General features: G+C 70.6%; 13 protein-coding genes. 6 read left to right on the top strand and 7 right to left on the bottom strand.

Going from position 1 to position 16,390, the window contains the following annotated elements; genetic code table 11:
• From RT688_RS18970 to ggpS, 3 genes are all read right to left on the bottom strand, one after another.
• Window positions 1-1,987: DNA polymerase II (locus RT688_RS18970; RefSeq protein ID WP_313706407.1), on the bottom strand; the 1,987-nt coding region annotated here is incomplete at its 3' end.
• Window positions 1,988-2,073: 86 nt separating this feature from the next.
• Complete coding sequence (locus RT688_RS18965) at window positions 2,074-3,171, bottom strand: mechanosensitive ion channel family protein (RefSeq protein ID WP_313706406.1); 1,098 nt, start codon at window positions 3,169-3,171, stop codon at window positions 2,074-2,076.
• 34 nt (window positions 3,172-3,205) lie between these two features.
• A complete protein-coding gene (gene ggpS / locus RT688_RS18960; protein ID WP_313706405.1) occupies window positions 3,206-5,518 on the bottom strand; it encodes a glucosylglycerol-phosphate synthase in 2,313 nt (770 codons plus the stop codon).
• A gap of 373 nt (window positions 5,519-5,891) precedes the next feature.
• Here ggpS and RT688_RS18955 point away from each other — a divergent pair, with 373 nt between their 5' ends.
• The 6 genes from RT688_RS18955 (at window position 5,892) to RT688_RS18930 (ending at window position 12,323) form a co-directional block, all read left to right on the top strand.
• Entirely contained in the window at window positions 5,892-6,377 is a 486-nt protein-coding gene (locus tag RT688_RS18955; protein WP_313706404.1) for a hypothetical protein, read from the top strand.
• A gap of 266 nt (window positions 6,378-6,643) precedes the next feature.
• On the top strand, window positions 6,644-7,498 hold the full coding sequence (locus RT688_RS18950) for a universal stress protein (protein ID WP_313706403.1): 855 nt from the start codon (window positions 6,644-6,646) through the stop codon (window positions 7,496-7,498).
• 53 nt (window positions 7,499-7,551) lie between these two features.
• Window positions 7,552-8,376, top strand: a complete 825-nt coding sequence (locus RT688_RS18945) for a universal stress protein (protein WP_313706402.1) — start codon at window positions 7,552-7,554, stop codon at window positions 8,374-8,376.
• 9 nt (window positions 8,377-8,385) lie between these two features.
• Window positions 8,386-10,161, top strand: a complete 1,776-nt coding sequence (locus RT688_RS18940) for an alpha/beta fold hydrolase (protein WP_313706401.1) — start codon at window positions 8,386-8,388, stop codon at window positions 10,159-10,161.
• Window positions 10,162-10,322: 161 nt separating this feature from the next.
• The gene (locus RT688_RS18935; protein ID WP_313706400.1) at window positions 10,323-10,709 is read left to right on the top strand and encodes a hypothetical protein; all 387 of its coding nucleotides are present in this window, start codon (window positions 10,323-10,325) and stop codon (window positions 10,707-10,709) included.
• A gap of 312 nt (window positions 10,710-11,021) precedes the next feature.
• Window positions 11,022-12,323 (top strand): glycerate kinase, encoded by a 1,302-nt coding sequence (locus RT688_RS18930; RefSeq protein ID WP_313706399.1) that lies wholly within the window; start codon window positions 11,022-11,024, stop codon window positions 12,321-12,323.
• Between the two features lie 32 nt (window positions 12,324-12,355).
• Here the strand turns inward: RT688_RS18930 and RT688_RS18925 are convergent, their stop codons facing one another.
• The 4 genes from RT688_RS18925 to RT688_RS18910 form a co-directional block, all read right to left on the bottom strand.
• Window positions 12,356-12,931 carry a YceI family protein gene (locus RT688_RS18925; protein ID WP_313706398.1) on the bottom strand — a complete coding sequence of 192 codons (576 nt, stop codon included), beginning with the start codon at window positions 12,929-12,931 and terminating at the stop codon, window positions 12,356-12,358.
• Window positions 12,932-12,961: 30 nt separating this feature from the next.
• Window positions 12,962-13,747, bottom strand: coding sequence for a class III extradiol ring-cleavage dioxygenase (locus tag RT688_RS18920; RefSeq protein ID WP_313706397.1), 786 nt, complete (start codon window positions 13,745-13,747; stop codon window positions 12,962-12,964).
• Window positions 13,748-13,864: 117 nt separating this feature from the next.
• The gene (locus RT688_RS18915; RefSeq protein WP_313706396.1) at window positions 13,865-14,767 is read right to left on the bottom strand and encodes a LysR family transcriptional regulator; all 903 of its coding nucleotides are present in this window, start codon (window positions 14,765-14,767) and stop codon (window positions 13,865-13,867) included.
• Between the two features lie 178 nt (window positions 14,768-14,945).
• The gene (locus RT688_RS18910; protein ID WP_313706395.1) at window positions 14,946-16,322 is read right to left on the bottom strand and encodes an MFS transporter; all 1,377 of its coding nucleotides are present in this window, start codon (window positions 16,320-16,322) and stop codon (window positions 14,946-14,948) included.
• Between the last annotated feature and the right edge of the window lie 68 nt (window positions 16,323-16,390).

The following is a 16,390-nucleotide window of genomic DNA, read 5'->3' as shown; positions in this document are numbered from 1 at the left end:
CGGTGCGCACCGTCTCCAGGCCCTTGTAGACCATCTCCTCGCCGCCGCCGGGCAGCGTCACCAGGCCGGCGTAGCGTTTCTTGCTGCCCTCGTCCGAGCCGCGCACGGTCGGCATCAGGAAGCGGCGGTAGTGGGTTTCGTATTCGAGTTCCAGCACGCTGTCCAGGCCGAACTCCTCGCGCAGCGCTTGGCCCCACCAGGCGTTGACGCGATCGACCAGGGCGCGCCCGATGCGTTCGGCGTCGCCGTCCTCGTGGGCGCGGCCGAGCCAGACGAAGGTCGAGTCGGTGTCGCCGTAGATGACCTGGTAGCCCTGCTCCTCGATCAGCTCGCGCGTGCGGTGCATGATCTGGTGCCCGCGCATGGTGATCGAGGACGCCAGGCGCGGATCGAAGAAGCGGCAGCCCGACGAGCCCAGCACGCCGTAGTAGGCGTTCATGATGATCTTCAGGGCCTGCGACAGCGGCGCGTTGCGCTCGCGCTTGGCGGCGTCGCGGCCTTCCCAGACCTGGCGCACGATGCCGGGCAGGCAGTGCCGGGTGCGCGAGAAGCGCGCGCCGCGAAAGCCGGGCACGGTGCCGGCTTCCTCTTCGCGCAGGCCCTCGACCAGGCCGACCGGGTCGATCAGGAAGGTGCGGATGATCGACGGGTACAGGCTTTTGTAGTCGAGCACCAGCACCGAGTCGTAGAGGCCCGAGCGCGAATCCATGACGAAGCCGCCCGGGCTGTCGCCGCCGGGCACGTCGCCGATGTTCGGCGCCACGTAGCCCTGGCGGTGCATCAGCGGGATGTACTGGTGCTCGAAGGCGGCCACCGAGCCGCCGCTGCGGTCGGCCGCCAGGCCCGTGGCGGCGGCGCGCGCCATCAGGAATTCGAGCAGCCCGGTGTGCGCGAAGATCCGCGTGACCAGCTCGCAGTCCTTCAGGTTGTAGCGCGCCAGCGCCGGCTTGTCCTCGGCGAACATGCGGTCGATCTCGGCCATGCGGTCGAAGGGATTGTCGATCGCCTTGCCCTCGCCCAGCAGCTGTTGGGCCACCGACTCCAGGCTGAACGAGGGGAAGCTCCAGGTGGCCGAGCGCAGCGCCTCGATGCCGTCGATGACCAGGCGCCCGGCGATGCAGATGAAATAGTGTTCCTGCTTGCCGCCGTGCTCGCGCCCGCCGTGCTCGCGCCCGCCGTGCTCGCGCCATTCGATGGCGCTGCCGTCGCGGCCCAGGCGCAAGGGGCGCCCGAGCTTCACGGCGTGCTCCTGTAGCACGCGCATGTCGAACTGCACCAGGTTCCAGCCGATGACGGCGTCCGGGTCGTGGACACGGAACCAGGCTTCGAGGCGCTCGAGCAGCTCGGCGCGCGTGGCGCACCAGTCGAGCGCGAAGTCGATGCCGCCGGCGTCGCCGTTCGGCGGGCCGAGCATGTAGACCTGGCGCTGGCCGCAGCCTTCCAGGGCGATCGAGTACAGTTCGCCCTGCGCGGTGGTTTCGATGTCGAGCGAGACCAGGCGCAGCGCCGGGCGGTAGCCGGGCGACGGCTTGAGCTGGCCATGGGTCAGCAGGCGCGGATCGACCGGATCGGCGTGGCCGCCGAAGGCGACCGGCGCCGTGACGAAGCGCTCCATCAGGTAGCGTTCGGGTGGGCGGATGTCGGCCTCGAACACGTCCACGCCCTGCTGGCGCAGGCGCTTTTCCAGGCGCAGCAGCTGGCGGTAGCCGCGGCAGTACAGCCCCAGCACCGGACGCTGGCGGAAGTCGGCCAGCTGCAGTTCGCGCAGCTCCCAGCCGCCGTCGCGTCGCTCGCCGCGCAGCACGAACTCGACGGCCTCGCGCTGCTCGCGCGGCACGAAGGCGATCGCCGGCTGGGGCGCCACGCGCACCCGGCGCGGACCGTCGTCGGTGGCGAGCCAGAAATCGACCTCGACGCCCGCGTCGGTATCGTTCCAGTGGCGCGTGAGCAGGAAGCCCTGCCCCGCAGCCTTGCCTGCATCCGCCATCTCGCCCAAGTCCTCCGCGTCCGTCGCCAGGGCTGCCGCAGCGGCAGCCGGGCGGCATTATACCGCCGCGCACGGGCGGCGAGCAGTCAGCCGTTGGCGGCGCGGCGCTCCTCGGGCGTGGCCGCCTGCACGTCCAGCCAGGCTTCCGGCTGGTCCAGCTTGAGCAGCTGGGTCGGGTAGGCGAAGGGAATGCCCTCGCTCTCGAAGCGCTCGAACAGGATCAGGTTGATGGCCTGCTGCACGTCCATGTAGACGGTGTAGTCGCCGCTCTTCACGTAGTACACGGTCTCGAATTCTAGCGAGGAGGTGCCGTAGCCCTTGAAGTGGGCGCGGTCGAAGGTTGCCTGCTCCTGGGCCTCGACCGCCGCGCGCAGGATCTGCGGGATCGCCAGCACCTGGGCCTTGCTGATCTTGTACGGAACGCGGATAGTGAACAGCACGCGCCGGGTCTGCATGTGCTTGTAGTTGCGGATCCGGCTCTTGAGCAGGTCGCTGTTCGAGAACACGATCTGCTCGCCGCCCAGGCTGCGCAGGCGGGTGGTCTTCAGGCCCACGTACTCGACCGTGCCGAGCACGTCGTCGACGATGATGAAGTCGCCCACCACGAACGGTTTGTCCAGCACGATCGAGAGCGAAGAGAACAGGTCGCCCAGGATGTTCTGCATCGCCAGCGCCACCGCAATGCCGCCGATGCCGAGGCTGGCGACCAGGGTCGTGATGTTGACCCCGAAGTTATCGAGGATCATCAGGGCGATCACCACCCACAGCGCGGTGCGGGCGACGAAGCCGAGCGCCGCGGTGGAGGTGGTGCTGGCCGCATCCTCGGCGCTGCGGCGCAGCCGGTAGTGGTGGAACCAGCCCTTGATGCCGACGTCGCCCCAGCGCGCCGCCTGCAGCAGCAGCACCGTGATGGTCAGGTGCTGCAGGAACAGCGCGCTGCGCTCGGGCATGACCAGGCCCTGGGCGCCCGCGTACACGCCCATCAGCAGGATGAACACCGGATGGGTGGCGGCCAGGACCTTGACGGCCAGGTCGTCGAGATAGGTGACGGTATTCGGCGCGATGTGCGCCAGGCGCCGCAGCAGCAGGCCCTTGGCCGCATACAGCAGTACGATCACGGCCACGGCGATGCCGAAGGCGACCAGCCAGGCCTGGATGTCGTTGTTGGTAATCAGGTTACGCATGCTTCTCTTCTTTCTCGTTCCTTGTGGTTCCTTGTCAGGCGGCGTCCGCTTCCAGCGGCGGCCGCGCGCAAGCGGAGTTTACAGCGGCGAGGAAGTCCTCGCCCCAGCGCGCGACGTCGTGCTCGGCGACGATCATGCCCATGCGCGCGGTGCGGTAGGCGCGCTCGTCGCCGCCCATCGACAGCGCCTGGTGCAGGGTCGCCGTCATCGCGTTGGCGTCGTAGGGGTTGGTCAGGAGAGCGCCGTGCAGCTCGACTGCCGCGCCGGCGAACTCGGACAGGATCAATACGCCCGAGTTGCCGGCGGCGCGCTTGGCGGCGACGAATTCCTTGGCGACCAGGTTCAGGCCGTCGCGCAGCGGCGTGATCCAGGCGACGTCGCAGGCGGCATAGTGGGCGATCACCTCGTCGAAGGGCAGCGAACGGTAGAAGTAGCGCACCGGCACCCAGCCCAGGGTGGAGAAGCGGCCGTTGATGCGGCCGACGGTGCGGTCGACCTCGACGCGCAGGCTCTCGTAGATCTCCATGCCCGGCGCGGCCGGGGTGATGATGTTCAGCAGCGTGACCTTGCCGATGTGCTCGGGGTGCCGTTCCAGCAGGCGCTCGAAGGCCTGCAGCTTTTCCAGCGTGCCCTTGACGTAGTCGAGGCGCTCGATCGAGACGATGCCGGTGACGTCGCCCAGGTAGTCGCGGATCGCGCCGGCCTGCTCGCGCACCGCCGGGGTGGCGACCAGGGCCTCGATCATGGCGGCGTCGGTGCCGACCGGATGCGCGCCCAGCGCCACCCGCCGGCCGCCGACCTCGATCGCGCTGGTCATGGTGTCGACGCCGAGCGCGCAGCCGTAGGTCAGGAAGCGCGGCGCGCAGGGCGCGGTGCCGCACACGTCCACCGGGGCGAACGAGCGCACCGCGTCGACGAAGTTCTCGACGTAGCGCGGGATGTGGAAGCCCACGTAGTCGCACTGCAGCAGGCTGCCGATGATGTCGCGCCGCCACGGCAGGATGTTGAACACGTCGCTCGACGGGAAGGCCGTGTGGTGGAAGAAGGCGATCCGCAGGTCCGGGCGCAGCGGGCGCAGGAAGGCCGGCACCATCCACAGGTTGTAGTCGTGGACCCAGGCTACCGCGCCCTGCGCGGCTTCGCGCGCGGCCTGTTCGGCGAACAGGCGGTTCACTTCCAGGAAGCGTTCCCAGTGGGCCTGGTTGAACTCGGCCTTGTCGGGGAAGGAGAAGATGATCGGCCAGAACGCCTCTTTCGAGAACTTCTTGTAGAAGATGTCGATGTCCTCGGCGGTGAGCGCCACGCGCGCGGCCACCAGGCTCGGGTAGCGTTCGGCGTCGACCTCGACGTGGGTCTCGAAATCGGCCGGCGTACGGCTTTCCTGCTGCGACCAGGCCACCCAGGAACCGCGCCCGCTGCCGGCGAAGAAGCGCAGCAGGGTCGGGATGATGCCGTTCGGGCTGCGCGGGCGGCGCCGGCACGGCACGCCGTTCTCGACCACCTCGTCGAACGGCTGGCGGTGGTAGACCATGACCAGGCCGGCCTTGCCCGCCGAGCCGTCGATCCCGTCCGGGGCATCGGCGCCCTGGTGCGCGCGCAGCGCGCCGTGGTGGGCCAGGCCTTCGAGGATGCCGTCGCAGCCCGCGCCGTCGGCGATGTGCACCAGCGGGCGCTTGCGCACCGCCTCGACCAGGGCCGGCTCGGCCTGCCCGACGACGATGCCGTGCAGGCCGGTCTCGAACATCGACAGGTCGTTCAGGGTGTCGCCCGCGACCACGATGGTGGCGGGATCGAAGCCGGCGGCCTCGGCCAGGCGCAGCAGCGCCGGCCCCTTGCCGACGCCGCGCGGCAGCACGTCGAGGTAGCAGCCGGCCGACAGCAGCAGGTCGCAGCCGAGGGCGTCGACCGCCGCCCGCAGTTCGGGCGTGACCTGGCCTTCGGTGACCAGGAAGGAACAGCGCCGCTCCTGCGGCACGCTCTGGCGGCGCAGGCCGGGGAAACCGGCCAGTGCCTTCAGCACCGCCTGCGAGCCGGGCCAGTGCGCGGCGATTTCCTGCTGGATGTCGTCGACCGGGCGCAGGTCGCCATGGACGACGGTGGCGCCGACGTCGGCGATGATGTAATCGGGGACCGGAATGGTCGGGTCGCTCAGGAGCGGCAGGATCGACTCGAGGCCGCGGCCGGTGACGAACACCAGGCGGGCGCCGGACTGCTGCGCCGAGAACAGCTCGCGCACGCGGCGCCGGGCTTCAGGGCTGCCGGCCAGCAGGGTGCCGTCGAGATCGGTGGCCAGTACAAAATGATCGGGTTGCAGGCGCGTGGCCCATCGTCGTGGTAATACAGTCATCGTCTTCGTCCTTTCAGAGCGATGCGCTCGGCGCTGCTGCGCCGACCTGGTGGGTGTGCGGGTTGAACCGCACAAGGCGAACACAATCGGACCGGATGCGCGCGGCGCCGGCGATTGCCAGGAAAGTGAGAACGGGCGGAGCCCGATGCGGCGAAACGCGGCGTGGCCGCGTCGAGAGGCAGGTATTGTAACCCATGCAACGCATTTGCACAAATGCACCTTCCTTGCCGCATTATTTTATGGCGCCCTCCTGGACAGGCGCCTGCACAGATGCGCACGCGCATCCAGCCACGCCACTTTGATATGTGTCAAAAACCAGCCTCGCCACCTGCCGAAACTATTTGCTGCAACGGCCAACCACGGAAGGAAAGTCATGATGCGCAGCGACGCCGGCAACGCACGGGTACAGGTCATCGGCAGCGCGATGCGGCATGCCCGCAAGGTCTTGTGCAGCCGCATCGCCAGGCTCGTTGCCGCCCCGAATCCGGAATTCGTGGCCGGCTGGCCGCTGCTGGTGGCCGAAGTCGAGGCCGCGTTCCGCCATGAGGAAACCCTGATGGATGCGGCCGGCTACACCGGACTGCAGGCCCACCTGGCCGACAATGCGCTGGCCCTGTGCGCGCTGCACCGCGTCACGCCCCAGGTCGAGGCCGGCGACACCGACCTGGGCCGGGAAGCGCTGTGCGCGCTCGCGGCGATCCTCTCGCTGCATCGCTTCACGGCCGACCTGGCCATCGTCGGCACGCAAGGCCGGGCGCGGCGCGCCGGCGGCGCCTCGGCCCGGTTTGCGCGCCACGACCGCATCGCCGCCGGCGGCGCCGCGCCGCAGGGCGCGCCCGGCAAGCGACTGCAGCGTTAGCGCGCGAGCGGCGCACGGCCCGCGCATCCAGACTGTCCAGCCTGCTTCGCAAACTTTCTTCGCGCTACTCCGCCGGATTTGATGCACATCATGGCGTAGCGAGGTCCCGGGAAGCAGACTGGCCCTGGACCATGCCGGCGCCAGCGCGCGATCCGGATGTTTCGTCAACCAGCCTGAAGAGGTGCGCATGTTCGAGCGGATACGGGTTCCCAGCGGCGGCGGCACGGGTGCATCCCGCGCGCCGGCCTCGAAGGGCTGAGCCTGCCATGGGCTACGACACCATCCTGGTGCATGTCGACCTGTCGCGCCATGCCCGCCAGCGCATCGAAGTGGCTGCCGCCATCGGGGCGGAACACGGGTCCCACCTGGTCGGCGCCGCCATGACCGGCATCGCCAGCGCCGTCTTCCCGCACGGCTACAACGTCCCGCCCGGCACCTTGCTTGCCAGCTACGTCGAACCGCTGGCGCATTCGGCGCGGCGCGCGCTCGACGATTTCGAAACGATCGCCCGCCGCCATGGGGTCTCGCACGAGGCGCGCATGCTCTGCGACCAGGTGCCGGACGGCCTGGCGCTGCTGGCCCGCTTCGCCGACCTGGCCGTGGTGACCCAGGACGATCCCGACGAGAGCCTGGGCAACACGCCTTCGGCCGCGCGCATGCCGGACTACGTCGTGCTCAAGGCCGGGCGCCCGGTGCTGGTGGTCCCGCGCGCGGCGCCGCCGGCAACCTGTCCGCGCCGGATCATGCTGTGCTGGAACGGCAGCCGCCAGGCCTCGAGCGCGATGACCGGCGCCCTGCCGCTGCTGCGGCGCGCGGACCGCACCACCCTGGCCGTGTTCGCCGCGGCGGACGGGAGCGACTGCGTGAGCGACCAGGAACTGGCCGACGCCCAGGCTTTCCTGGAGCGCCATGGCGTGCGCGCCGACCTCGCCCGGCGCGACCCGCCGCGCGGGACGCGCAGCGACATCGGCGGCGCCATGCTCGCGCTGGCGGCCGAGCGCGGCTGCGACCTGCTCGTCATGGGTTGCTACGGCCACTCTCGCTTCCAGCAACTGCTGCTCGGCGGCGCCAGCAGCACGGTCCTGCGCGACGCCGCCCTGCCGGTGCTGATGGCGCGCTAGGCCGCCCCCGCGCGCACCCACCCCCGACCCGCCATCCAAGGAAAGGAACCGCCATGTACAAGACGATCATCGTTCACGTCGACGACAGCCCGGCGCTGGACGCCCGGCTGCGCGCCGCCGCCTGGCTCGCCAACGCCCACGAGGCGCACCTGGTCGGCGCCGCCGCCACCGGGATCTCCTGGCCCGCCTATGCCATGCTGACCGGCTCGATGGCGGTGGCGCCGGGCGACGAGTTCGACGCGCTGCGCACGGCATGCCGCCAGAGCCTGGCGCGCTTCGCCGGGCGCGCGCGCGAGCTCGGCGTGCAATCGCTGGAGGAGCGCCTGGTCGAGGACGAGAACCGCGACGCCCTGCTGCTGCAATCGCGCTACGCCGACCTGGTCGTCACAAGCCAGGACGCCCCCGGCCCCGGCACCGTCCGCGGCCTGCCGCAGTACCTGGCGCTGCACGGCCCGCGGCCGGTGCTGGTGGTGCCGCCCGCCTACGCCGGCCAGCCGCTCGCCGACAGCATCGTGGTCGGCTGGGACGGCAGCGTGCCGGCGCTGCGCGCCATCGACGGCGCCCTGCCGCTGCTGGCGCGCGCGGCGGCGGTGCGCCTGGTCCTGGTCGATCCCGAGCGCGAAAGCGGCCTGCACGGCGACGAGCCGGGGGCCGACATGGCGCTCTACCTGGCGCGTCACGGGGTGAAGGTCGAGGTCGTCGTCGAGCGCGGCGGCATTCCAGCCGGACAGGCCCTGCTCGGCATCGCGCAGGACGCCGGCGCCGGCCTGCTGGTGAGCGGCGCCTACGGCCACAGCCGCTACCGCGAGATCGTGCTGGGCGGCGCCACCCGCCTCCTGCTCGAGCGCGCGCCGCTGCCGGTGCTGTTCGCGCACTGAGGCCGGCGCATGAACCAGCCCGGACTTCCCCCCGGCGGCGTGCTCGAGCGCGACGCCAGCGCCTGGCAAGGCACCCATCACCGCTACCCGGAAACCGGGGTCGAGCACGCGGCGGCCGACCTCGCGCTGCATGCCTGGCTCGGTCGCTTCACCGGCCAGGTGTCGCCGGCGGCGCTGGCGCTGGCCTGGCTCGACTGGAGCAGCCACCTGCTGCTCTCGCCCGACAAGGGCGTCGAGCTGGCGACCCACGCCGCCTCGGCGCTCGGGCGCTGGCTGCATTACTGCGCCGGGGCCGCGGTCGCCAGGCTGGCCGAACCGGTCGCGCCGCTGGCCCAGGACAAGCGCTTCGACGACCCGGCCTGGCACCGCTGGCCCTGGAACGCGCTCAGCCAGGGATTCCTGCTGCAGCAACAATGGTGGCACCGGGCCACGAGCAGCGTGCGCGGCATGTCGCAGCATCACGCCGACGTCGTCACCTTCGTCGCGCGCCAGCTGCTCGACTGCGTCGCGCCCTCGAACTTCGTCGCCACCAATCCGGTCGTGCTGGCCACCACCTGCGAACGGGGCGGCATGAACCTGGCGGGCGGCGCGCTGCGGGCGGCGCGCGACGCCTGGGGCGCCTGGGCCGGTCCAGCCGCACCGAGCCTCTTGCCCGGGCGCGACGTCGCCGTGACGCCGGGCCAGGTGGTCTTGCGCAACCGGCTCATCGAACTGCTGCGCTACGACCCGGTCACGCCGCGGGTGCACGCGCTGCCGCTCCTGGTCGTGCCGGCCTGGATCATGAAGTACTACATCCTCGACCTGTCGCCGCACAATTCGCTGGTGCGCTACCTGGTCGAGCACGGCTACAGCGTCTACGTCATCTCCTGGAAAAACCCGGGCGCCGAGGAGCGCGACCTCGGCCTGGAAGACTACCGGCGCCTGGGCATCATGGCGGCGCTCGACGCCATCGTGCGCGAGACCGGGGCGCCGCAGGTCAACGCCTGCGGCTACTGCCTCGGCGGCACCCTGCTCGCGATCGCGGCGGCGGCCATGGCGCGCGAGCACGACCGGCGCCTGGCCAGCCTGACCCTGCTCGCGGCCCAGGTCGACTTCACCGAGCCGGGCGAGCTGTCGCTGTTCATCGACGAGAGCGAGGTCAGCTTCCTGGAGGCGGCGATGTGGAGCCAGGGCTACCTCGACACGCGCCAGATGGCGGGCGCCTTCCAGCTGCTGCGCACCAACGACCTGATCTGGTCGCGGCGGCTGCGCCATTACCTGCTCGACCTGCCCGAGCGCGAGACCGACCTGATGTCCTGGAACGCCGACGCCACGCGCATGCCCTATCGCATGCACTCCGAGTACCTGCGGCGCCTGTTCCTGAACAACGACCTGGCCAGCGCCCGCTACCCCGTCGACGGCAAGCCGGTCGCCCTGACCGACATCGCCGCGCCGATCTTCGCGGTCGGCACCCGCACCGACCACGTGGCGCCCTGGCGCTCGGTCTACAAGATCGGCCTGCTCACCGACACCGAGGTGAGCTTCCTGCTGACCTCGGGCGGCCACAACGCGGGCGTGGTCGCGCCGCCGGGCGGCGCCGGGCGCGCCTACCAGCTCGCCTCGCAGGCGGACGGCGCGCCCTACATCGACCCGGAACGCTGGCAGCGCGAAGCGCCGGTGACCGAGGGCAGCTGGTGGCCGGCCTGGGAAGCCTGGCTGGCCGAGCGCGCCGGGCCGCTGATCGATGCGCCGCGGTTGCCACCGGGACTGGAACCGGCGCCGGGGCGCTACGTGCTCGCACCCTAGCCCGCCCGCGCGCGGGCTGGCGCCGTCCGCCCCGGCGCGCCCGTGCCGGCGCCGGCACGATGACGCTGCCGGCGCGCTCCTTGGGCTTTGATATACATCAAACCACAAGTCGCGCCAAGCGGGGACACTGCCAATTTTTGGCATTCAAAACCAGGGATATCATGAGTTTCCGTCATATCGACATGCCGCCGGACACAGCCCGTGCGGCGCTGCAGCAGCGGCGCAGGCTCCTGCTGGATCGCATCGCTGGCCTGGGCAATTGCCCGGACACCGAATTCGCACAGCAATTCCCCTCGGTGGTTGACGCGGTCGAGGCCGCCTTCCGCCACGAAGAGGCACTGCTCGAACTGCTCGGCGACGCCGGCCTGCACCCGCGCCGCGCCCACCACGCCTCCATCCTGTGCGCCCTGCACCGCACCGCCACCCGCGTCGAGGACGGCGATTTCGAGCGCGGACGCGAGGTGACCGCCGCCCTGGAAGCGATACTGCGGCCGCCGCCCCTTGCGGCTCCCGACGCCGCGCGCCGGCCCGGGCCGCTGCCGCACTAGAACGGTCATCCGGCCGCGGCCAGGGCGGCTGGGACGCGGATGCCGTCGCGGCCGCCATCCGCGGCGGCAAGACCCGCACCCTGGGGCTGGCGGCGCCGGCGCCGGTCGTCCTGTGCTACGCCACCGCCCCGTCGACCATGCAGGCCGGGCGCTGTCCTTCGCGGACATCCATGGCATGGACCCGCCCTTGATGCGCGCGCTGCAGGACGCTGCGCCGCGGCGACAGCGCGCCCGGCCGACCGGCGGCGCAGGCTTACGCGCTAGAATGGGGGCATCGCCCGGCCACCGCGGGCCCACAGGGAGAAGCCAACGATGCGATCGACGCCGCGCGATTTGCTGCTGAAGATGTTCGAGGCCGCCGTCGCGGCGGCGCAGCCGGAACACTGTATTGCGCCTCATTTGCCGCCTCATTTGCCGCCGCATGTGCCCGACGCGCCCCCGGGCCGCGGCCGGGTGCTGGTGATCGGCGCCGGCAAGGCCTCGGCCGCGATGGCCCGTGCGCTGGAGCGCCACTGGCCCGGCCCCTTGTCCGGGCTGGTCGTGACCCGCTACGGCTACGCCGTGCCCTGCGAGCGCATCGAGATCGTCGAGGCCGCGCACCCGGTGCCGGACGCCGCGGGCCTGGCGGCCGCCCGGCGCATGATGGCGCTGGTGCGCGGCCTGGGCCCGGAGGACACCGTGATCTGCCTGGTTTCGGGCGGCGGCTCCGCGCTGCTGCCGCTGCCCATTGATGGCATCACGCTGGAAGACAAGCAGGTGGTGAACCGCGCCCTGCTCGCCTCGGGCGCCACCATCGGCGAAATGAACTGCGTGCGGCGCCACCTGTCAAGCATCAAGGGCGGCCGCCTGGCCGCCGCCTGCCATCCGGCGCGCGTGGTCACGCTCCTGATCTCGGACGTCCCCGGCGACAACCCCTGCGACATCGCTTCCGGCCCGACCGTGGGCGACCCCAGCACCTGCGCCGACGCGCTGGCGATCGTGAAGCGCTACGGCATCGACCTGCCCGCGAACGTGCGCGCCGTGCTGGAAAGCGGCCGTGGCGAGTCGGTCAAGCCGGACGACCCGCGCCTGGCGCGCTGCGAAACGCGCATGATCGCCACCCCGCAGATGGCGTTGGAGGCCGCCGCCGCGGTGGCGCGCGCGGCCGGCATCACGCCCCATATCCTCGGCGATGCGATCGAAGGCGAGGCGCGCGACGTCGGCAAGGTCATGGCCGGCATCGCGCGCCAGGTGGCGCGGCACGGGCAGCCCTTCGCGCCGCCCTGCGTGCTGCTCTCGGGCGGCGAAACCACGGTCACGGTGTGCGGCGGCGGCCGCGGCGGGCGCAACGTCGAATTCCTGCTGGCGCTGGGCCTGGCGCTCGAAGGACGGCCCGGCATCCATGCGCTGGCGGGCGACACCGACGGCGTCGACGGCCAGGAGGAGATCGCGGGCGCGCTGCTGGCGCCGGACACGCTGGCGCGGGCCTGGGCGCGCGGCATCCGGCCGGCCGACGCCCTCCACGACAACGACGGCCACGGCTTCTTCGGCGCCCTGGGCGACGCGGTGGTGACCGGGCCGACACTCACCAACGTCAACGATTTCCGGGCCGTGCTGGTGCTGGGCGAGGACTGAGCTCCCCCGGCACCGCCTGGCCGGAACGCTGCTTACTCCTTGATCGCTTCGAGGGCGATATCGATGCGCACCTCGTCGCTCACGCCGGGCGCGTACTTGCCGGCGTTGAATTCGCTGCGCTTGATGGTGGTGGTGGCGTTCGCGCCGATCGCGTCCTTCTTCAGCATCGGGTGCGGGATCGCCTGGAACGAGGTCACGTCCAGGGTCACCGGGCGGGTGACGCCCTTGATCGTCAGCTGGCCTTCGATGGTGGACGGCTTGTCGCCCTTGAAGTTGACCTTGGTCGACTTGAAGGTGGCGGTCGGATATTTGGCGGTGTCGAAGAAGTCCGCGCCCTGGATGTGCTCGTTGAACAGGGTGGAACCCGTGTTCACCGACTTCATGTCGATCACGATGTCGACGCTGCCCGTCTTCGCCGCCTTGTCGAACACCACCTTGCCGCTCGTCTTGTCGAAGCGCGAAAGCTGGGTCGAGAAGCCCATGTGGTTGTACGAGAAGCGCGGGAAGGTATGGGCCGGGTCGAGCGCATAGGTCTCGGGCGCGGCGAATGCGGGCGCGGCGACGGCGAAGGCGAGCGTGGTGGCGGAAATGAGCTTGATCAGTTTCATGGTGGGGTCCTTGGTAGAAGTAAGTCGGGTTTATTCGAAAGCGTAGGCGTCCATCGCCAGCACGCCGTGCTCGAAGCTGGTGTGCAGCCGGGTCGCTTGCGCGCCCGGCCCCGCCGCGCCCATGGCGACGAACAGCGGCAGCAGGTGTTCTTCGGTCGGGTGGTTGCGTTCGGCGTGGGGCGCGGCGCGGCGGTAGTCGAGCAGGGCCGCACGGTCGCTGGCGTCGAGGCGCGCCTTCATCCACTGCTCGAAGCCGCTGACCCAGTCCGGCGCCGGGGCGTCGATGGCCTGGCCCCGGAATTCATACAGGTTGTGGGTCAGCGAACCGGAGCCGACCACCAGCACGCCTTCGCGCCGCAAGGCCGCCAGCGCCAGGCCGAGGCGCTCGTGTTCGGCCGGGCCGGCGCCGCGCACGATCGAAAGCTGGGCGACCGGGATGTCGGCCTGCTGATACATCAGCGACAGCGGCACCCAGGCGCCGTGGTCGAGCCCGCGCACCGTACTGCGCCCGACCGCGATACCCGCTTCCTCGAGCAGGGCGGCGGCGCGTTCGGCCGCCGCCGGCGCGCCCGGCGCCGGGTACCGGATCTCGAACAGCGCGCGCGGAAAACCGCCGAAATCGTGGATGGTCTCGGGCCGGGGCGCCAGGCTGACGGCCGGCGCCCCCATGGTCTCCCAGTGCGCCGAGACGACGACGATCGCCTCGGGCCGCGGCAGCGCCGCGCCCAGGCCCTGCAGGAAGCGCCGCGCGGGCGTGTCCTGGATGGCCAGCATGGGCGAACCGTGGGAAAGGAACAGCGTGGGCAAGGGTGTCATGTCGGGTCCTGTGGACGGCGGCGCAAGCGCGCCAACAGCACCCATCATATTCTTGCGCGTGCTATCGATAAAGTGCCCCAAATGGGTAACACTGTTCCACCAGATGGAACAATACGCTCAATCCCAGTCCGGTTCGGCGAAGGCGTCGACCAGGAAATCGACCAGCAGGCGCAGCTTCGGCGAGACGAACTTGCGCGAGGGGTAGACCACGTGGATCCCGAGCTCGACCGCGCGGTAGCCGGGCAGGATTTCGCGCAGCGTCCCCTGCGCCAGGTCGGGGCCGACGATGAAGGTCGGCTGGAAGATGATGCCCTGGTGCTGCAGGGCCGCGGCGCGGCAGGTGTCGCCGCTGTTGGTCCGCACGCGCGGCGCGACTTTCACCGTCACCTCGCCGCCGCCCTCGGCCCGGGCGAAGCTCCAGTTCTCGCCGCTGGCGGCCAGGCTGTAGGAGATCACGTCATGGCCCAGCAGGTCTTGCGGGTGGACCGGCTCGCCGCGCCGCGCCAGGTAGTCGGGCGAAGCGCACACGACCATCCGCGTGCTCGCCAGCTTGCGGCTGATCAGGGACGACGGCGCCAGCTGGCCAATGCGCACCGCGGCGTCGTAGCCTTCTTCGACCAGGTCGGCGACGCGGTCGGACAAGGTGATGTCGAGCGCCAGCCTGGGGTGGCGCGCCATGAAGGTCGGCCACAGCGGCGCCAGGTGCGTCAGGCCGAACGTCACCGGCACGTTCAGCTTCAGGAGGCCCGTCGCTTCCCCGACCCGCGAGGAAATCTCGGCCTCGGCCTCGTCGAGGTTGGCCAGCAGCTCGCGGCAGCGCGCGTGGAAGATCTCGCCTTCGGAGGTCGGCGAGAGCCGGCGCGTGGTCCGGTGCAGCAGGCGCACGCCGAGGCGCTCCTCGAGCTCCGCCACGTGGCGCGAGACGGCCGCCTTCGACATGCCGAGCACCTCGGCGCCGGCGGTGAAGCTGCCGGCGTCGACGACGGCGGCGAAGACCTTCATTTCAAGGAAGCGGTCCACTTTATCACCCTGAGGAACAATCGCCCGATTATACGATCATTGTTCCGTCGGACGATACAGTCGGGCGCAACATCCGCAGCGTTTTGCGTCGACTGCCCCCCCCCTGGACGGCATCATCGACAAAAAAGGCCGGCATCGCTGCCGGCCTTTCGGATCGTGCTCCCGGAACCCTGGGCGATTACTGGCCGCGCGCTTCGGCGTCGATCCGGGAGTTCGCCGCGGTGTCGCGCATGAACCAGCACACCACCAGGGTGCAGGCCACCACGCCGGTGGCGTACCAGTAGAAGCCGCTTTCCATGCCGATCGACTTGAACCACAGCGCGAGGTACTCGGCCGTGCCGCCGAACACCGAGACCGCGAAGGCATAGGGCACGCCGACGCCGGTGGCGCGGATCGAGGCCGGGAACAGCTCGGCCTTGACCAGGGCGTTGATCGAGGTGTAGCCCGAGACGATGATCCAGGCGCAGGCGATCAGGGCGAACGCTTCCCAGGGGCCGCTGGCGTTGCGGATCGCGGTCAGCAGCGGCACGGTGAAGATGGTGCCGAGCAGCGCGAAGCCCACCAGCAGCGGACGGCGGCCGATGCGGTCCGAGAGCGCGCCGTACAGCGGCTGCAGGCACATCGCGAACAGCAGCGAGGCGGCCGACACGGCGGTGGTCTGGGCGTCGGTCAGGCCGACCGACAGGCGCAGGAATTTCTGCATGTAGGTGGTGTAGACGTAGAAGGCCAGCGTGCCGCCCATCGTCAGGCCGATCACCAGCAGCACTTCCTTCGGGTGCTGCATCAGCTGCTGCAGGCCGCCCATCTTCTTGGCCTTCTTGCGCGCGGCCTCGAAGGACTGGGTCTCGGGCATGTTGTGGCGCATGGTCAGGGCCAGCACGGCAAGCGTCGCACCCACAAAAAACGGGATGCGCCAGCCCCAGGCGCGCAGCTGCTCGTCGGACAGCAGGAAGCGCTGCAGGACCAGCAGGAGCAGCAGCGCCAGCAGCTGGCCGCCGATCAGGGTCACGTACTGGAAGCTGGCGTAGAAGCCGCGGTGCTTGGAGTCCGCCATCTCCGACAGGTAGGTGGCGCTGGCGCCGTATTCGCCGCCCAGGCTGAGTCCTTGCAGCAGGCGCGCCAGCAGCAGCAGGCAGGGCGACAGGATGCCGGCGGTGGCGTAGGTCGGCGCGCAGGCGATGATGAGCGAACCGAAGCACATCAGGAGGACCGAGGTCATCAGGGCCGTCTTGCGGCCGCGGCGGTCGGCCAGGCGGCCGAACAGGATGCCGCCGATCGGACGCACGAAGAAGCCGAGGGCGAAGATGCCGGCGGTCGACATCATCTGCGCGGTCGGGTCCTGGGCCGGGAAGAAGGAACTGGCGAAGTACAGCGCGAACGCCGAATAGCAGTAGAAGTCGAACCACTCGACCAGGTTGCCGGCCGAGCCGACGAAGATGGCGCGCAGGCGCTTGCCGGAAATGCGTTCGCCGGCCTGCGCCTGGCCGCTGCCGCTACCCGTGCCGCGGCCGGCCGTGCGGCCATCCTCGGCGGGCGTCTTTGTGATTGTCGTCATGCTTGTCTCCTGTGATCGGCGGGAGATCGACGTGTCCTCCCGTTCCCGGTGCGCCACTATCGCGCCGC

Origin of the sequence: Massilia sp. (assembly GCF_032106685.1) — a bacterium.
Classification (GTDB): Bacteria; Pseudomonadota; Gammaproteobacteria; order Burkholderiales; family Burkholderiaceae_D; genus Telluria.
This window is presented reverse-complemented; position numbering and strand designations above follow the sequence as displayed.